Raw genomic sequence first — 18,074 nt, forward strand, 5'->3', positions numbered from 1 at the left:
TTAGAGACTAAGTTTAGAGCGAACACCGCTAAACTTAGCGTCTGCTGCTAAAAACTAAGCAAAAAAAACCACCCTAATTAGGGTGGTTTTTTTATGGTCGCAAACTAATATGCGGCATAGTAAAGACATACTCTAGCTGCTAATTGCTAATCGAATAAGTCATTAACTTAGCTAACAGTTAACGGCTTATTCAATCCAACGCTATAGCCTCTTAACGACCGCGAGCACTGGCTATATTTTTATCATTGAGCTTCACGTCGTAAATCAAGCGCAGATACTCAAGATAATCTTTTAATTGATCTTCCCCTAAGATATCGCGGATAGTAGCCGCAGTGCCTGCTTTTTGTAGCTCAGACAATGGTGATTCGCTTTGCGTCTGGATAGGGTCTGCCACGATAATGGTAGCACCGGCATCAGTTTCAGCCACTAAGGACACCACGCCATCTTTTGGAGCGGCTTCACTAAAGGCCAGACCGCGCTCTTTATCAGTGAACTGTGGCGCTTGGCGAGTCACTTGACCTAAGGCTTGGAAAGCTACCTTTTGCTTGGCAATATCGCCAGGGGTTTTAATGGTCTTAGCGATAGCTTGTGCTTGCTGCACTGCAAGCTTGGTCGCTTCTTGCTGTACCAAGGTCTGACGAATGCTATCGGTAGCCTGTGCTAACGTTAGCGTCGCCACAGGACGGTAGTTATTAGGCTGTACCCACACGGTGCCATTGGCAATCTCAATACCTGTGGTCACTGCTTGGTCATGGATAGTAAAGTCATCAAAGGCTTTATTAACCACAGCCGGTTGCGATAACTTAGTGGTATTGTTGTCTTTAGTATAGTTTTTCAACGTGGCAACTTTTAAGCCTTCTTGTTGAGCAATATCTTGCATACTAAAGCCATCAGCCGCCAAATCATTGACCGCAGCGACTTTATCCGCATAAGCCGTTTCACGCTTATACACCGCCGCTTTCGCTGTTAACTCTTCACGCATAGACTCAAGTGAAGGCACTTTAGCACCACTGTCTTTAGTCACAGTAAAGATTTGATAGCCAAAACTGGTTTTAACCGGTGCACTAACTTCGCCGACCTTTAGACCCTGTAGGGCTTGCTCTACTGCTCCCGCGTCATTACCAAAGACCGAAGGGTTAAAGCGACCAATACCACCGCCTTGCTGACCGGTAGGATCGTCTGAATACTGCTTGGCTAAGGCGGCAAACTTTGCGCCTTTATCCAACTGAGCTTTGATATCCGTAGCTTTTTTCTTAGCATCATCACCCGTGATTAGGATTTGTGCCAATTCACGCTCATCCGCACCAGCTGCGCTTTGTTTATACGCAGTATACTGCTGTTGGATATCTGCTTCGGTCACTTTAGGCACCGCAACGGTAGTAGGCGACAATTCGATATAATCCAAATCCACCATGGCTTGGCTTTTTAACGACTCTTTATGGGTGTCGTAATATTTGTTAATCGCTGCCGGCGTCACTGTCACCTTATCGGCATAGCTCTGCCAATCGATACGATGCAACCATACACGGCGACTCTCTAGCTGCAGATCCAGCATCTTATCCACCGCTTGCATCGGATAAATTGCCGTACCTACGATGCTAGCGTTTAACTGATCTAAGCTTAACTGCTCACGGAATACCGAAAATAATTGATCTTTGGTCATACCGCTTTGACGTAAGTAATTGGCAAAACGCTCGTTAGAGAATTCTCCAGACTCATCTTTAAAGCCTTCTTCTTGACGCAGCAGTCTATTAATCGTGTCGTCCGAGATTGTCATACCCAGTTTTTTAGCCTGCTGCTCTAAGAGCTTGCGATCGATTAAGCCGCGCAGCACTTGCTCGTGTAAGACATCTTCATTGAGCAGGCTGGCATCGGGCAGTTGCTCTAGCAGCTCCGTACGGCGTGCATTAACCGCTGACTGATACTCATTGAGGCTAATACTAGCATCACCGACTTGAGCTATCTGATTAGGGTCGGTATTGCCTTGAAGATAGCCTTCAATACCGAGTAGGGCCAAAGGCGCCAAACACAGTACCAAGAGCAAACGTCCTGGCCAACTTTTCAAAAAATCGCGCAATTTATCCATAGTTAATTCTGCTTTGACCTTAATTAAAAATTTATAATCTATCGAATAGCTTTTTGAGAGTATGAGCCCAGCGCTATAGAGACTTTTTACTGAATGCGGTATGGCTATATTGTCCGTGGCATACTGTTTAGGGGCAATAAGACAACGTCATATAATACGTGAATTTACCTGAAGACTCAAAGTATTCCCCTACTCCTTCAGCAATTGTTCACCTTATGACCATAGCCAGCTTCTTTTGTACCCACAACGTCCTGAATTCACTAGGATACTTTCGATTTTACTTAGGTTACTTTCAATTTTACTGTGGGGCAGCCTACTTTAAAACCGCCATAAAAAAAGCACCTAATCAGTAGGTGCTTTTTTGAAACTAGAGATAGTACGTTATGCCAATGCTTAGCAAATTCTAGTTTAAACGATCTTTTAGGTTTTTGCCGGCTTTAAAGCTAGGCACTTTGCTGGCTGGAATCTCAAGTGGATCGCCAGTCTTAGGGTTACGGCCAGTACGTGCTTTGCGGTCTTTTACGCTAAAAGTACCAAAGCCTACTAGTGAGATGCTGTCATCATTTTCAAGAGCTTCACCAACGCTTTCGATAAAGGCGTTTAGGGCATCACCAGCTTGAGTTTTGTTTAGGCCGCTTTTTTCAGCGATGTTGTCAATCAGTTCTGATTTATTCATAAAAGTATCCTTAAAGGTTGTAGCTATGATAGTTGTTTGGGTGAGGTATTGTATCGCCCAAAATTGATTTAGGCAATATAAACCCCTGTCCCTGTTGAATTAAGAGCTAATTCTTCAGTCTATGCTAGGCATTAAACACTCGATACGGCATCTCAAATGCAAGTTCAGAAGTCACTAGTGAAAGGCAGATGGGCTCTCGACTACTGCTATCACCAAAAAATGACGAACAATAATGTAAATGAGATCCTATTAGCCGACTTCACTTGCCTTCAGAACCGCTTAGTCTACTACAACTAAGGCGCTGTACGCTATACGGCTGTTGCGGATAGTAACCAATGTATACACATCCGTATACAGGAATCCGTTATTAGCACTGGCGCTTTTATAGTAGCAGTAATACTCATTAAGCAATACGGCACTAGTCTTTTCTACCTAAGTTACTGGTCACACTGTGTATTTACTCAACCAAAACTGTACTATTAAAACTTTAGAAACGGACACGTGAGTGTCTGAACTTGTTTAATAATACTGTCTGATTTAAGCGGTACAAAGGCTGCAAACCACTAACCAAACATAAGGTTAGAGCAGTTATAGCAAGGCCGCAGCGCTTGCGCAAGTGATTTTACATTTTTACTGTATGACCTTACGTGGGCACAAACGTCAAATTATATGGCTCTGCCCATAAAAAAATCCATCAATAGAAACCCAGATAATGGCAGACTAACACCCAAGCGGCACTTTATAAACGCACCAGCCCCACTTTATAAACTACCCTTACTAGAGGTTAATATACAGAGTATGCTATTTTGCTCTATACTTCGTTACCCGTTACTACGGCGCTATATATAATAAAGACATATTAGTCATACTCTTACTCATATTTTATTGAAAAGTATTAACGGATATACGACATCACAACAGTTTATAAATCGTTATTTACTGAGGTTATTTGATAATATTACGCCTAATACGGTATCTTATGCCTTTTTGTGTGTTGAGCGCTATTGCATAACCACCCTTGTTTCTATTGATTTACTCACTTATTTGGACTGTCTTCATGAAGCGTACTACTTTGTCTCACTCTCTGTTGAATATCATTTTAGTATTTATAGAGTCTGCTCTCACCTTGTTATTACGCTTAGACCCCGCCTTACGTAAAGCAGCGTATCCTCTTGCCAAAAAAAGCACGGTGGTGTGTTTGCGCTTGTATTTACCCCATACGGAAGTCTATGCCACCTTTAGCTATAAAGGCGTACTATTAGACGCCGCTTTGCCTAGTGGTCGTACTGAACCCGATGTGATTATCAACGCTTATAGCTTGCAAGTGCTCAATGTTTTGACCTCACATAGCGAGACGCAATTGAACAAATTGCAGATGCGTGGGGATGTCGTGCAAGTCGATTTGGTAAAGAGCTTTTTACTGCAACTCGGGCTTGGCAGCTTAGTACAGAGTTTATTGAAGAAGTTTAAAGGCTCGCATAAAGACACTGGCGCCGATGCAGAAGCACGCGAACAAAAGAAAAACGATTATAAAATTCGTATTGCGGAACAACAAACTCAGATCAATACCTTAACGATGAAGAACCGCGAACTTGAAACCACAGTAAATGAGTTGAATAGTAAGCATAAGACCTTGCTGATTAGCACCATTGTAGCGGTAGTGATCGCTATAGCGGCCGTGATTGCTTGGATTATGAAATAGCGGTTGTAGTTGCTTATAAGCGCTCGGCAAGACTTTGATAGATGCGCAAACTTTAAAAATTACGGATATCAGTGAGGCAAGGAGCACTAGCACTATAAAGGGGCTGGTGCTTTTTTATTTTTTGCCCCTACCATTTACTCATCCATTTACCCATTAACTTTAATAATTAAGGCATAAAGTTAAACTCATTAATGACTTGTAATCCTTGATTTGCTTAGGGATAAGCCTTTAATCTGGCAACAAAATCAATCTTGACTATTTTACTCGGAATTAAGTATAATAGCCCCAGTAACAAGAAAAGAGTAATGAGACAATCATGCCTCGATACCAGCAGTTATTTTTCTTTATATGGTGTTCTTTATATAAAGTCGCTTTATTACAAGCTTCCTTATATAAGCCATATAAACCACTGCTACTAGGGCAACAGCACGAATAGTCTCAAGCTTATTCCTATAAGATTGCAGTATATTAACTGGAGAGACTTTATGCGTTTAACGACTCGGGGCAGGTATGCGGTTACCGCGCTACTAGATTTAGCGCTACAAAATAGCCAGCAAGAAAGCGCCGTATCACTCTCTGATATTGCTAAGCGACAGTCTATCTCGATTTCTTATCTCGAGCAGCTGTTCTCTAAACTGCGTAAGCGCGGCTTAGTGACTAGTATTCGCGGCGCAGCAGGCGGCTATTATTTGGCCAAGCCATTGGATGAAATCGACGTTATGAGTATAATCTCTGCTGTCGACGAATCTGTCAATGCGATGCAATGCGAAGGCCGCGGCGACTGCCAGGGTGGTGCTATGTGCCTAACTCACGATTTATGGTGTGCCCTATCAGGTCATATAGAGCAGTATCTTAAAAATATTACGCTCGCTCAATTACTGGACCTAGAAAGCGTCCAATCCGTCTCTGAACGTCAGCACTTAATTGCTGGCAAAGACATAACTTCTATTACTTTATCGACCAGCGAGGTGAACCCAGCATGAGTCAAACCAACCATTTAATTTATCTTGATTATGCCGCAACCACACCTGTGGACAAGCAGGTAGCACAAAAAATGATGCAGTACCTAACGGTAGATGGCATATTCGGTAATCCCGCTTCACGCTCGCACGGCTACGGCTGGCAAGCAGAAGAAGCGGTAGAGACAGCCCGTCAGCAAATCGCTGAGCTGATTCATGCCGATCCAAGAGAGATTGTCTTTACTTCTGGGGCGACAGAATCTGACAACCTGGCCCTAAAAGGTGTGGCTCATTTTTACCAAAGCCGTGGCAAACACATTATTACTAGTAAAATCGAGCACAAAGCGATTCTGGATACTTGCCGTGAGCTTGAGCAAGAAGGCTTTGAAATTACTTACCTAGAGCCGCAGCCAGGCACAGGTATGATTTTACCAGAACAAGTTAAAGACGCCTTGCGTGAAGACACTATCTTAGTTTCACTAATGATGGTGAACAATGAGCTGGGTACGATTACAGATGTTGCTGCTATCGGTGAAATCACTCGTGAAGCTGGCGTAATCTTCCACGTTGATGGTGCTCAGTCCGTTGGTAAAGTTGAAGTCAACCTTGAAGAGATGAAAATCGACTTAATGAGCTTTTCAGGTCATAAAGTCTATGGTCCTAAAGGTATTGGCGCCCTATTCGTCCGTCGTAAGCCGCGTATTCGCCTAAAAGCAGAGCAGCACGGTGGTGGTCATGAGCGCGGTATGCGTTCGGGCACTTTAGCCACGCATCAGATCGTCGCTATGGGCGAAGCCTTCCGTATCGTAAGCGAGCGTTTTGAGCAAGACCATGCGCATGCTACGAAGCTGCGTCAAAAGCTTTGGGATGGCCTACAAGATATCGAAGAAATCTACTTAAATGGTGATCTTGAGCATAGCGTTCCTCACATTGCGAACATCAGCTTTAACTTCGTAGAGGGCGAGTCATTAATGATGTCGCTGAAAGACTTAGCCGTCTCATCAGGATCGGCTTGTACTTCAGCTACCCTTGAGCCGTCTTACGTGTTACGCGCTATCGGTCGCTCTGACGAGTTAGCCCACAGCTCTATTCGTTTCAGCTTTGGTCGTTATACTACTGAAGAAGATATCGATACGGTTATCAAACAAATGCACGAAGCGGTCGACAAACTACGCGCCCTGTCTCCACTTTGGGACATGTACCAAGAAGGCGTCGACTTAGACTCAGTAGAATGGGCAGAGCACTAATCTGACCCTAGTATTGAATAATTGACCGTTTGACCCCAAATACCGAGGTGTACGCAGTTGACGGCACCTCACCTAACTAGGAGAAAACTCATGGCTTATAGCGATAAAGTTATTGACCATTACGAAAACCCACGCAACGTTGGCAACCTTGATAAAAATGCTGCTAACGTCGGTACTGGTATGGTCGGCGCTCCAGCTTGTGGTGACGTCATGCGCTTACAGATCCAAGTAAACGATGAAGGCATCATTGAAGATGCGCGCTTTAAAACTTATGGTTGTGGTTCTGCCATTGCTTCAAGCTCACTCGTCACTGAGTGGCTAAAAGGCAAGACCCTAGACCAAGCCGGCACTATCAAAAATAAAGACATCGCTGAAGAATTGGCTTTACCGCCAGTTAAGGTGCATTGCTCAGTATTAGCAGAAGATGCTATCAAAGCAGCTATCAGTGATTATCAAGGTAAGCATCAGCCGGTTGATGCTTAATCCGTCTAGCGTATTTTATAGCTTCTTTGTAGATAGTCACCTATTGCATAAGCAGCTGAATAATCATGCTAACAGACTAGAGCGCTGACTTTTTATAGCCATTGCGATGGAGATAGAAAGTTAAGTGGTCTAGAAGTAGTAACTAATAAGGTGACAAAAAGCTGCTAACTTTGTCACCTTTATTTTATTGTCTTTTTGACGCTATAACGGCTAATAGAATTACTACTAGCTGACGGTTTTATCCTAACTCTAGACTATTGGCCGCTGTATTACTTGCAGTAACCAGACAGTGACAAAGTTAGATTTAGCTAGTGACAAAGTCAGATGACAGAGCTAGACAGTAACAATGGGCGCTAAGCAGCTATTTATAGCACAGCTATTATGGATAAGATATTAAGGAGTCATTATGATCGAACTGACTGAACGCGCGGCAAAACATATCAGCGACTTTTTAGACAATCGCGGTAAGGGCGAAGGCATTCGTGTCGGTATTCGTACGGCAGGCTGTTCAGGATTGGCTTATGTTCTAGAATTCGTCGACGAGCCGGATGCGAACGATGAGCGTTTTGTAAGCCGAGATGTTAATATATTCGTCGATCCCAAAAGCATGGTGTACCTAAATGGCTTGCATATGGATTATATTGTTGAAGGGCTAAATGAAGGCTTTAGATTTAGCAATCCTAATCAAAAAGGTGAATGTGGCTGTGGCGAATCTTTCACGGTTTAAGCCGCTTACTCTTAGCTTATATTCTAAATCTTAGCTTATATTCCAAATAATAGATCCATTATATAGAGGCTTATTTACTCTATTAATTCTCAGCTAGACCTACCCTCCTCTATCTTCAATAAGGCGCTGATTATGGCTATCGACTCTGCTACTTCTAACGAGACTGCTGCGAAAAAGCCAGCGCAATTTAGTGATTTTTTCGCTTTATTTAGCCTACCCGTACAGTTTGCTATAGACCGAGAGGGTCTCGATGCCCAGTATCGTGCCCTACAGAAAAAATACCATCCCGATAATCAGTCTAGTCACTCGTCAAATAGTCAGACCGACAATACCGCTAATTCAGCACAAGCCTCTGCGGCTGCCAGTGGCGTCTCTGCGGTGATTAATCATGCCTATCAAACCTTAAAAATGCTGGACAGTCGCGCGACTTATCTGCTCGAGATGCAGGACAAAGCTGAGACTTTAGACAACTCTATTGCTGACTTAGACTTTTTAGATGACGCCATGACCATGCGCATGGACTTAGATGATGCCATTCAAGAGCAGTCGCTACCCCAATTGCAGCAAATTAAGCCTTTAGTGGCAGCGCGTTTAGAGCAGCAATCAGGCCGTTTTGAGCAAGCTTATAATGAGCAAAATTGGGCAGACGCTTGTGATGCCGCGCAAAAACTAAAATTCTTAGTCAAGCTCAATATCGACGTATTAGCCGGTATTGATACTATTGCTAATCAAGCGGATGCTGGTGATGATGACTTGTATGTCTAATCACCCTACTTTTTAGTCAGTTTTTATAGTAGGTATTTTAGATTGCGCTTATTGGGCGTCAAGCTTGCGTAAAACAATCAACGCTACATTGCTAGATTTTATTGCTAAATTTCATTGTTAATATATTTGAGCCGTATTATGTCTTTATTACAAATTGCTGAGCCTAATCAAAGTTCTAAACCACATGAACATCGCTATGGCATCGGCATTGATTTGGGAACCACGCACTCTTTGGTTGCCGTCGTACGATCGGGTAAAGCAAAAATTATAGAAGCCAGCAACCCTGCAGATACCTTATTATCCTCTGTCGTTCATTACCCTGAATCCGGCGCGCCTCTCGTAGGACAGGCCGCTTTAGCGCATCGTAGTGACGATTCAGCCAGTACTATCATCTCAGCCAAACGCTTTATGGGCCGTAGCCAAGCCGATATCAAATTCTCTCACCCTTATACGTTAAGCGGTGCAGCTGACGCTATGCCGACCTTTGTGACCGCCCAAGGGAACATTTCGCCCGTCGCTGTATCAGCGCAAATCCTAAACACCCTTTATCAGCGTGCGGCCGCTAGCCTGCCTGAAGATAGCATTGAAGGGGCGGTGATTACAGTGCCGGCTTATTTTGATGAAGCCCAACGTCAGGCGACCAAAGACGCAGCCGCAGCGGCTGGTATTAATGTCTTACGTCTACTGAATGAGCCTACGGCTGCGGCTATCGCTTATGGTCTGGATAATGTCGCTAGTGATGCTAACAGTACTGAGCAACCGGCGCGTTACTATTTGATTTATGACTTGGGCGGTGGCACTTTTGATGTGTCCATTCTTAAATTAACGGATGGGGTGTTTGAGGTCTTAGCTACCGGCGGTAATAGTGCTTTGGGCGGCGATGATATCGACCGTTTGCTAGCCAACTGGTTGATTCAACAAGCCGGTATTGAGCCTAGTGCCGTGAGCAGCCATGACAAATCAGAGCTAGCGCGCTTAGCGAAAACTTACAAACAGCAGCTCACTGAGCAAGATCACGTGGCCGTTGATATTACGGTAAATGGCAGCCAATGGCAGGGCAACTTATCAGCCGCAGAATTGACAGCGATTATCACGCCAGTGACCCGCCGGACGCTACAGGTCTGTGAGCAAGTGCTGCGCGATGCCGATTTAGATAAGGACGCCTTAGACCAAGTTATCTTAGTCGGTGGTTCTACTCGGATGCCGGCTATCCAAGCTTTAGTGGGTGAGTTTTTTGCCACTGAGCCATTGTGTCGTCATAACCCCGATGAAGTAGTAGCCCTTGGTGCCGCTCAAGCGGCCCACCAATTGGTCAATGGTAGCGACGATAGCTTATTGCTACTCGACGTTACGCCGCTATCGCTAGGTTTGGAAACGATGGGCGGACTGGTCGAAGTGATTATTCCCCGTAACACCCCTATCCCTGTGAAAAAACGCCAAGTATTTACCACTTATAAAGATGGCCAGAATGGCATGGTCATTCACGTGGTTCAAGGCGAGCGCGAGACTGTAGCGGACTGTCGAACCCTAGGCCGCTTTGAATTATTCGGCATCCCTCCTATGAAGGCCGGCTTTGCCCGTATTGAAGTCACCTTTAGTATAGATGCCAATGGTCAGTTGACGGTCAGCGCACAAGAAACCACTACTGGTACGGCTAGCGAAATCGAAATTACCCCCGCTTATGGGTTATCCGATGAGCAAAAGGAGCAGCTTCTACTAGCAGGGTTTCAATATGCTGAACAAGACAAGCAAGCTCGCGCGCTGATTGAGATGAAAGTAGAGGCTGAGCGTGAAGTATTAGCACTAGAATCGGCCTTACAGGATTTCTCTGGTCTGCTTAGCAGTGATGAAATAAGCGCTTTACAGCACCATATCGCTGCAGTAAAAGTTACCTTAGACTCTGCTGACCGAGCCGAAATAGAGCAAGCCCAAGCCGCTTTAAAACCTGGCAGTGATGCTTTCGCAGCGCGCATTATGGATCAAAGCGTCAAGACCACGATGGCAGGTACTAAAACTGACCAGTGGTAACCTGTGATGCTGGCTTGCATGCATCACCAGACTTATATTAATAACCAGATAGTTTGAATAAACGAGCTCGAATACCGATTGTATTTGAGATGACTTTTTGATTGATTAGCAATGGATGTTGTATCTATGCCAAAGATTACCGTACTACCCCATTTTGAAATTTGCCCTGAAGGCGCTGAAGTTGAGTTAGCGGACGGCGTTAACTTATGTGAGGGCTTACTTGAGCAAGGCATTAAAATTGAGCATGCTTGTGAGATGTCGAAAGCTTGTACGACTTGTCACGTGGTGGTGCGTAAGGGCTTTAACAGCTTAGAAGAGATGGATGATATCGAAGCCGATTTACTAGACCGTGCTTGGGGACTTGAGCCCGATTCACGCTTATCTTGCCAGTGCATTATAGAAGGCCAAGATTTGACGATAGAGATTCCAAAATACACCTTAAACCATGCCAAAGAGAACCATTAAGGTAGGCATTTAAGGTCAATTAAGGGAGATAAGGTAAACCACTTATCTCCCTTTTTTATGGCGTATATTTCTGTTGATGGCTTATGCTAAAGCTTTTAACCAAAGTGCTGCATTACGGCTCTGCATCATCATCGGTCTGTTCTTGCTTTTCTATTTGTTCGAGTGCCTGACTTAAATGGCGACGAATGAGGGAATAATCATAATTTCTAATATCTTTAAAGTTAAGATGTAGATTAAACCCCGGTAAATCATGATCCACCCATTTTGAGTGCGGCTGCTGACTCACATCAGGGTCTAGCACCTGCCAAGCTTTTACCGCTTCATCAAAGCCTTTCAGCTCCTGTAAAGCCATAGGCACGCACGCATACTCATGACAAACATAGTCATAAGTCGCCTCACTAATTAAGATATCGCCTTTTTTTGCGGCCCCCTCTAAACGAGCCGCCAGATTGACCTCGCGACCTATTAGGGTGTAATTCATTCTAGTTTCGCTACCAAAATTACCCACATGACAATACCCTGTGGCAATCCCTATCCGAATATACAGCCCCTCAAAGCCTAACAATCGCCACTGATGCCGTAAGGTGCGCATCTCTCGGCGCATATCGATAGCCATCGCCACACAATTAATAGCATCTTGCCGATTGCCTTCGCTATTGGGATCACCAAAAAAACAAACCAATCCATCTCCGATAAACTTATCTAAGACCGCACCATGACGATTCGCAATAATGGTCATACTTTCCATATATTGGTTTAAGATATCGGCCAAAGTATCTGCGCTTAAAGAATCGGATAATTCGGTAAAGCCCGCAATATCTGAAAATAATACGGTCAGCTTTGCGCGCTTATTATTTACACTAATAGCCGCATTACTCTTAGTGATGGGCTGCCAAAGTTGTGGCGGCAAAAAGCGAATTAATTTGCTAATCACGGATACCATTGTCGTCACCCGCTCGTGGGATTCTTGCGCAAATTTACGCTGCTCAGTAAATTGATGCTGTATTTTTGCCAACTGCCAGAGTACTCCAGCACAGCTCAGCAGTAATATCAGCGCCGTCAACCATAGACCTAATGACAGCTGCAGACCATAAGGGCGCAAGTTGATACTGATAACATACCAAAATACCGTGCATAGAATAGCGAATAGGAATAGCGGCAGACGTGCGCGCCGCTGAGTGGTCAAGAGACGGCTGCAGAGTAGCGAAGCGAGGCCAATAGAGAGGATTGGCGAAAATTGTAGCGAGCCAATCACAATAGCAATGAGCTTGACCGTGAAGACGGTAGTATAAAGATTGACTTGACGAAGGTAAGTATAGAGGAGTAATAGAAAGCTTAGCGTAGCTGTAGTGAGGAAGAGCGTATATTCATAGACCGCTGCGGTAGATTGCCAGAATAGCAACAGCATTATTAAAATCAAAATCAATAATTCAGGGTAGGCAAGATTACTTAAGGAAGTAGGCTCTATCGGGGGCTTATGAGTTGATGAAGTAAAGAACGGCATACAGCGCTTGTACCTCGATAATACAGCAGACCCTATTATTGACTGCTAGCCTAAAGCTGCGCCAGCCCGTAGAATCTAGCCCCGCTGAGACTTATATTAAGCCATCCTTATAATGAGTATCATCATAATGACAGCTTATTGACTCATGGCTTATTAAATAGCTGTTTTTTAAATAACGGTTTATTAAATAACGGCCTGTAGATGCTGAGCTTTTTAGGCTCGCCAGCGTGTCTGAATACGATAGCGACTCGTGTAGCTCTTAGCTTACATTTTCCAATCAAACGGCATTTGATGGTGGCCGCGTAAAGCCATCATTAGCGTCTGCTGCATCTGTGCTAACACTTCATTGGTATAAGGAACGGCAGGCGTGCCCCACACTGGGCTTGGCCACTTAATGTCATTTTGATAGCGTACGATATGATGGAAATGCAACTGAGGAACTTGGTTGCCCAAAGCCGCTACATTCATCTTATCGGCTTGGAAAGTCTTGGCCAATTGACTGGACAGCCAGCTAGACTCGCGCAAAAACTGTATTTGCTCACTGTCTGACATCTCATACAACTCTTTGATACCACTAATACGCGGCACCAAAATCAGCCAAGGGAACTGACAGTCATTCATCAGACGACAAGTAGACAAGGGGAAATCACCGACTAAAAAAGTATCTTGAGCTAAGGTAGGGTGTAATTGGAACATAGGAGCGCTGTCTCTAAAGTAGCTGGGATTAAATTAAAGGGATAAAACCAGTAAGGGGCAAACTCGGTTAGCGAGCTAACGAGGTTAATTATAATTTTTCCATTTTATCAGGAATCACCCCCATTTTATAGAGTCGCGCGTCATAGAGTTGTATATGAGCTTAGCCTGCCTCTACGGCAATTGCGAATAGCGACATTTTATAGCCCACCAAAGAAAAGACAGCCCAATAAGGCTGTCTTAGTATTGCGGATATAGCAAGTGAGTCAATCGTTATTGTTATTGGCTTATTATTATCGTTATCTTATTTTAGTGGCTCTTTATCAGGCTAATTTATTCACTTTCGTTACTCATTTTATAACGCACAGCTTATATGGTTCATAGCTTTTATAGCTCGTAGCCATCTTCACTGTCTTCATCACTATAGCGCTCTAGTAAGTCGTCTGCATCGTGATACCACGTTGGTAAATCAATATCTTCTAACTCTATGGCAAATCTGATACGGGTCATAATGCTTTCCTTAACCTGGTTCTTATGTCAATTATTAGTGAATTATTTTAACTAGCAATTTATATAGATTTTTTATTGGGCTTTAGCAAAGCGCTGTTGACTGCCACCTTGGTCAACGCAGTTATAATATAAAAATGTCATGACAATGATGTGACATTGCCATGACATTTTAGTGACACTGAACTGCTGTATTGATATAGCCTACTGAAATAGCTGCTGTAGAGTTGGCTGATAAGGACTGCGTTATCTTAACCACAGAGTCAGTTAAGCCGGCTCTTCTTCCACCACATGCTGGGCAAAATGACTGAGTAACTCTTGTACAGAGACCACCCGCTGCTCAGGCGTTTTCAGCTTATCAGCATTCTGATAGCGAATACCTGACGCCCCATTCATACGATACTTCTGCCCATCGGATTGAATCAATTTAATAATAGCCAAGGCATCGACTGGAGTATCTGGAGCAAACTCCATCGTGATGCTGCTGGTACTGGCATCTATTTTATTAATCTTCAGGCGTTCAGCTTGCAGACGCAATTGATGAATCGCAAACAGCTGCTTAGTTTGATCCGGCAAGGTGCCAAAGCGGTCAATCATCTCGGTACGAATATCAGTCAATGCCTCTTTATCATCCGCATTACTGATGCGCTTATAGAATAAGAGACGCTGATGCACATCATGCAGGTAGGACTCGGGAATGAGCGCTGAGCAATGCAGGTTAATATCGCTGGTCAACGACAATGGCGTGTTCAAATCCGGCTCACGCCCGGCTTTAATCGCTTTAGTAGCGCGCTCTAACATATCCATGTAGAGACTAAAGCCAATCGCTTGCATATTGCCACTCTGCTGTTTGCCGAGCAACTCCCCTGCCCCGCGAATCTCTAAGTCTTCGCTCGCCAGCATAAACCCTGCACCAAGTGTATTGGCCCGCTCAATAGCGTTGAGACGGCGCTTAGCATCGCCTTTGAGCCCTTTGATAGAAGGCACTAATAGATAACAATAGGCTTGATGATGACTGCGCCCCACCCGCCCGCGCAGCTGATGCAGCTGGGCTAAACCAAATTTATCCGCACGTTCAATAATGATGGTATTGGCATTGGGCACGTCAATGCCGGTCTCAATGATGGTACTGCACACCAAGACATTAAACTTTTTATGGTAGAACTGCTGCATCACCTGCTCAAGACTGCGCTCATTCATCTGCCCATGGGCAACGCCAACCCGCGCTTCAGGCACCAGCTCACGAATCGTCTCAGCCATGCGCTCAATACTGGCCACATCATTGTGCAGCAGATATACCTGACCACCACGTAGCAGCTCGCGTAAGATAGCCTCTTTCATCAACGCTTCGGTCTTTTGCATGACGAAAGTTTTAATGGCGAGACGACGCGCTGGCGGGGTGGCAATAATCGACATATCGCGCATGCCCGATAAGGCCATATTTAGCGTTCGCGGAATCGGGGTAGCCGTCATAGATAGGCTATCAACATCGCTCTGAATGGCTTTAATACGCTCTTTATGGCGCACGCCAAAGCGATGCTCTTCATCGACAATCATTAAGCCTAGATTGGCGAATTTCACGTCCTTTTGCAGCAGCTTATGGGTACCAATGACAATATCGACTTTGCCAGACTGTAGATCCTCAAGCACCTTATCTTGATGCTTCTTACCACCAAAGCGCGATAACGACTCTATTCGCACCGGCCAATCCGCGAAACGATCCAAGAAATTGTCTTCGTGCTGGCCGGCGAGCAAAGTCGTCGGTACCAATACCGCCACTTGATACCCTGCACTAACCGCAATAAAGGCCGCGCGCATAGCAACTTCGGTCTTACCAAAACCGACATCACCACAAATAAGGCGATCCATCGGTTTATTCTGCTTCATATCATACATGACGGCGTCGATGGCATTGGCTTGGTCGGGGGTCTCTTCAAAAGCAAACTGACTGGTAAACAGCTCGTATTGCGACATATCAATTTTAAAATGAATGCCGACTTTGGCATCCCGACGCGCTTGTATATTAAGCAACTCAGCTGCCACATCGTGAATCTGCTGTAAGGCCTTTTGTTTGGCCTTGTCCCACTTGCCACTGCCAATCTTATGCAGCGGCGCTAGCGCAGGGTCACCGCCACTATAGCGACTGATCAGCTGTAAGTTTGCCACGGGCACATAGATACTCGCATCCTCAGCATACTTGAGGTGAATAAACTCTTGTTCCCCCTCGCCGACATCTAAAGTAATCAACCCGTGATAACGGCCAATCCCGTGCTCGATATGCACTACCGGACTGCCCTCTGTCATCTCTGTGACACTTTTAATCAAGAACTCTTCGGACACATCGCTTTGACGGCGGCGACGCGTTTGCAAGACTTGTCGACCAAACAATTGGGTTTCGCTAATAATAACCAGACGACCCGGCACAAAAACCCCACGCTCAATCGGCGCCACGGTCAAGCCTACAGTCGGTAAGGCGTTTTTATTAGCCGCTGTATTATTGGCAATGTCATCCGCTTGGCGCTGTTCGTTCCATGCTAAAAAGCTAGCGAAATTCTCGTGGGCCTGAACCTGAATCTTACCTTTAAATAACTCTAGTAAAATCTCCCGTCGTCCTGGAGTCTCTGCCACGATGAGAATAGGCGCGCCTTGATGCTGGCTCTCATCGGTAATATATGCGAGCAAGTCGGCCAGCGGCTCAGCCTTTTGATGGCTAACAGGTAACGCAGGCGGCTCTTTTGCATTCAGTGTGACCCAACCCTCAGGTAAGGTCGCTAACGTCTCACCAGCGACCTTGTCAGGCGCTTGAGCACCTAAGATGACCCGAGGATAGCGATTAAGATGTTCGTTCAGGGTATTAGCTGGCAAATACAGTAACGAAGGCTCTAATATAGGCTTATCAATGTCATGGCGACGCTCTTCATAACGGCGCTGAATCTGTGCCCAATAATCTACCTGTTTGGCCGGGACTCCTTCATCCACTACAAACAAGGTCGACTCTGGGAAGTAATCGAATAGTGTGCCTTCCGTTTTCCAAGTCTCAAGGTCGAAAAATAGCGGCTGATAGTACTCAAGTCCACTGCTCGCTATGCCAGCCATGACATCTTTATGCAGCTCAAATTTACGGCTGCTCACGTTGGGGAACATGGCGGCGAAATTGGCGCGGAAAGTCTCTTTGCCATCTTCCAAAGGAAACTCTTTAGCCGGTAAAATCTGAAACTTCGTAATGGACTGCGATACGTCCGGCAGCTTGTGCAATAACGATAGCGACTCTTGGCCAATACTCTTATCACTGCCTGCGACAATCTCTTTTAGCGCTTCGGTGGTTAAAGTACGCTGGGTCTGCGGATGAAAGAAACGAATCGTTTCAATTTCATCATCAAATAAATCTAAGCGCAGTGGAAACGGCTGGCCCATAGCAAAAATATCCACGATGCTGCCACGTATCGCAAACTCGCCTGGCTCAAAGACATTGTCTACAGCACGATAGCCTGCCCGCGCGAGTAATTCCCGCTGCGACTCAATATCAAAGCGGTCGCCCACACTTAAGTCAAAATGCTGACCAATCAGCCAACTTGGCGGGGCCACTCGCTGCATCAAAGTCTGCACTGATATCAGCAAGGTGCCACTCTTAGGCATATCCGTCAGTAAGTTAATACGCTCACTAACGATATCTTGATGCGGTGACAGCTCATCGTAAGTTAAGGTCTCCCAATCCGGAAACACGTAAGCATCCACACCACAAAAAGCCAGCTCCGTCTCGATTTGATTCAGTTGATTCTGATCAGCGGCGACCACGACCTTTAAGCGGCCCGCAACCTCTCCTACCGGCGTCTCTTGCAAGCTGGCGAGCCATAAGCTACCTACAGCCCCATAGCAAGGCGTCAACCAACGCTTTTGCGCGGCTTTAATAGGGAAGAGTTGCTCATTGATCGGTAAAAAAGCGAAGGTTAACGGCGATTTCGTCATATAGAGTGGCTTAACATATAAGTTGGCTTAAAGGGTGGTGCTAAAAATGGGGCGAGCATAGGCCTGATTAAAACAAGCTATACGCTGCTTATCCTCAGGTTATTGATTTATTATTAAACAATTAAGCATTAAAACAGCTATTAGTCTAGCGACTGAGATTGCCTAGCCCCTGAAATAATAGCAATAAAGAGTATACGAATAAAAGCTGCTGCGGACAAAAGGTGTGACGTTACGGTTTGTGATTGCTGACATTACAATTTGTGATT

The 18,074-nt window shown here is 45.0% G+C and carries 14 protein-coding genes; 8 read left to right on the forward strand and 6 right to left on the reverse strand.

Translation table 11 applies throughout. From position 1 onward, the window contains the following. Positions 1-211: 211 nt before the first annotated feature. A complete protein-coding gene (locus ACZ2XM_RS09190) occupies positions 212-2,086 on the reverse strand; it encodes a SurA N-terminal domain-containing protein (RefSeq protein ID WP_490588236.1) in 1,875 nt (624 codons plus the stop codon). 403 nt (positions 2,087-2,489) lie between these two features. Continuing rightward, entirely contained in the window at positions 2,490-2,762 is a 273-nt protein-coding gene (locus ACZ2XM_RS09195) for an HU family DNA-binding protein (RefSeq protein ID WP_490588237.1), read from the reverse strand. A 1,057-nt stretch (positions 2,763-3,819) separates the two neighbouring features. Here ACZ2XM_RS09195 and ACZ2XM_RS09200 point away from each other — a divergent pair. From ACZ2XM_RS09200 to fdx, 8 genes are all read left to right on the forward strand, one after another. After that, positions 3,820-4,464 carry a hypothetical protein gene (locus ACZ2XM_RS09200; protein ID WP_490588238.1) on the forward strand — a complete coding sequence of 215 codons (645 nt, stop codon included), beginning with the start codon at positions 3,820-3,822 and terminating at the stop codon, positions 4,462-4,464. A gap of 485 nt (positions 4,465-4,949) precedes the next feature. Next, positions 4,950-5,447 (forward strand): Rrf2 family transcriptional regulator, encoded by a 498-nt coding sequence (locus tag ACZ2XM_RS09205; RefSeq protein ID WP_490588239.1) that lies wholly within the window; start codon positions 4,950-4,952, stop codon positions 5,445-5,447. Beyond that, positions 5,444-6,670: an IscS subfamily cysteine desulfurase gene (locus ACZ2XM_RS09210; RefSeq protein WP_490588240.1), complete on the forward strand. Its 1,227-nt coding sequence runs from the start codon at positions 5,444-5,446 to the stop codon at positions 6,668-6,670. Before ACZ2XM_RS09205 ends, ACZ2XM_RS09210 begins: the two co-directional genes overlap by 4 nt. 90 nt (positions 6,671-6,760) lie before the next feature. Continuing rightward, entirely contained in the window at positions 6,761-7,153 is a 393-nt protein-coding gene (gene iscU, locus ACZ2XM_RS09215; RefSeq protein ID WP_490588241.1) for a Fe-S cluster assembly scaffold IscU, read from the forward strand. 406 nt (positions 7,154-7,559) lie between these two features. Continuing rightward, the gene (gene iscA / locus ACZ2XM_RS09220) at positions 7,560-7,880 is read left to right on the forward strand and encodes an iron-sulfur cluster assembly protein IscA (RefSeq protein WP_490588242.1); all 321 of its coding nucleotides are present in this window, start codon (positions 7,560-7,562) and stop codon (positions 7,878-7,880) included. A gap of 132 nt (positions 7,881-8,012) precedes the next feature. After that, positions 8,013-8,645 carry a Fe-S protein assembly co-chaperone HscB gene (hscB, locus tag ACZ2XM_RS09225; protein WP_490588243.1) on the forward strand — a complete coding sequence of 211 codons (633 nt, stop codon included), beginning with the start codon at positions 8,013-8,015 and terminating at the stop codon, positions 8,643-8,645. 138 nt (positions 8,646-8,783) lie between these two features. After that, positions 8,784-10,673, forward strand: coding sequence for a Fe-S protein assembly chaperone HscA (hscA, locus tag ACZ2XM_RS09230; protein WP_490588244.1), 1,890 nt, complete (start codon positions 8,784-8,786; stop codon positions 10,671-10,673). 126 nt (positions 10,674-10,799) lie between these two features. Next, positions 10,800-11,138 (forward strand): ISC system 2Fe-2S type ferredoxin, encoded by a 339-nt coding sequence (gene fdx / locus ACZ2XM_RS09235; RefSeq protein WP_490588245.1) that lies wholly within the window; start codon positions 10,800-10,802, stop codon positions 11,136-11,138. A gap of 112 nt (positions 11,139-11,250) precedes the next feature. Here fdx and ACZ2XM_RS09240 read toward each other — a convergent pair whose 3' ends face one another. The 4 genes from ACZ2XM_RS09240 to mfd form a co-directional block, all read right to left on the reverse strand. After that, positions 11,251-12,546, reverse strand: coding sequence for an adenylate/guanylate cyclase domain-containing protein (locus tag ACZ2XM_RS09240; RefSeq protein WP_490588246.1), 1,296 nt, complete (start codon positions 12,544-12,546; stop codon positions 11,251-11,253). A gap of 360 nt (positions 12,547-12,906) precedes the next feature. Next, the gene (locus tag ACZ2XM_RS09245; protein WP_490588247.1) at positions 12,907-13,338 is read right to left on the reverse strand and encodes an HIT domain-containing protein; all 432 of its coding nucleotides are present in this window, start codon (positions 13,336-13,338) and stop codon (positions 12,907-12,909) included. A 384-nt stretch (positions 13,339-13,722) separates the two neighbouring features. After that, positions 13,723-13,845 carry a hypothetical protein gene (locus ACZ2XM_RS09250; RefSeq protein ID WP_490588248.1) on the reverse strand — a complete coding sequence of 41 codons (123 nt, stop codon included), beginning with the start codon at positions 13,843-13,845 and terminating at the stop codon, positions 13,723-13,725. 264 nt (positions 13,846-14,109) lie between these two features. Next, the gene (gene mfd / locus ACZ2XM_RS09255) at positions 14,110-17,808 is read right to left on the reverse strand and encodes a transcription-repair coupling factor (protein ID WP_490588249.1); all 3,699 of its coding nucleotides are present in this window, start codon (positions 17,806-17,808) and stop codon (positions 14,110-14,112) included. Positions 17,809-18,074 lie beyond the last annotated feature (266 nt).

This window comes from Psychrobacter sp. CoH-33_TS_01, from assembly GCF_058189395.1.

What these genes read in the sequence shown, in the direction of transcription:
- ACZ2XM_RS09200 (WP_490588238.1), top strand. Translation starts at nt 3,820, where the DNA reads ATGAAGCGTACTACTTTGTCTCACTCTCTGTTGAATATCATTTTAGTA.
- ACZ2XM_RS09250 (WP_490588248.1), bottom strand. Translation starts at nt 13,845, where the DNA reads ATGACCCGTATCAGATTTGCCATAGAGTTAGAAGATATTGATTTACCA.
- ACZ2XM_RS09190 (WP_490588236.1), bottom strand. Translation starts at nt 2,086, where the DNA reads ATGGATAAATTGCGCGATTTTTTGAAAAGTTGGCCAGGACGTTTGCTC.
- hscB (WP_490588243.1), top strand. Translation starts at nt 8,013, where the DNA reads ATGGCTATCGACTCTGCTACTTCTAACGAGACTGCTGCGAAAAAGCCA.
- fdx (WP_490588245.1), top strand. Translation starts at nt 10,800, where the DNA reads ATGCCAAAGATTACCGTACTACCCCATTTTGAAATTTGCCCTGAAGGC.
- iscU (WP_490588241.1), top strand. Translation starts at nt 6,761, where the DNA reads ATGGCTTATAGCGATAAAGTTATTGACCATTACGAAAACCCACGCAAC.
- mfd (WP_490588249.1), bottom strand. Translation starts at nt 17,808, where the DNA reads ATGACGAAATCGCCGTTAACCTTCGCTTTTTTACCGATCAATGAGCAA.
- ACZ2XM_RS09245 (WP_490588247.1), bottom strand. Translation starts at nt 13,338, where the DNA reads ATGTTCCAATTACACCCTACCTTAGCTCAAGATACTTTTTTAGTCGGT.
- ACZ2XM_RS09210 (WP_490588240.1), top strand. Translation starts at nt 5,444, where the DNA reads ATGAGTCAAACCAACCATTTAATTTATCTTGATTATGCCGCAACCACA.
- ACZ2XM_RS09195 (WP_490588237.1), bottom strand. Translation starts at nt 2,762, where the DNA reads ATGAATAAATCAGAACTGATTGACAACATCGCTGAAAAAAGCGGCCTA.
- ACZ2XM_RS09240 (WP_490588246.1), bottom strand. Translation starts at nt 12,546, where the DNA reads ATGCTGTTGCTATTCTGGCAATCTACCGCAGCGGTCTATGAATATACG.
- hscA (WP_490588244.1), top strand. Translation starts at nt 8,784, where the DNA reads ATGTCTTTATTACAAATTGCTGAGCCTAATCAAAGTTCTAAACCACAT.
- ACZ2XM_RS09205 (WP_490588239.1), top strand. Translation starts at nt 4,950, where the DNA reads ATGCGTTTAACGACTCGGGGCAGGTATGCGGTTACCGCGCTACTAGAT.
- iscA (WP_490588242.1), top strand. Translation starts at nt 7,560, where the DNA reads ATGATCGAACTGACTGAACGCGCGGCAAAACATATCAGCGACTTTTTA.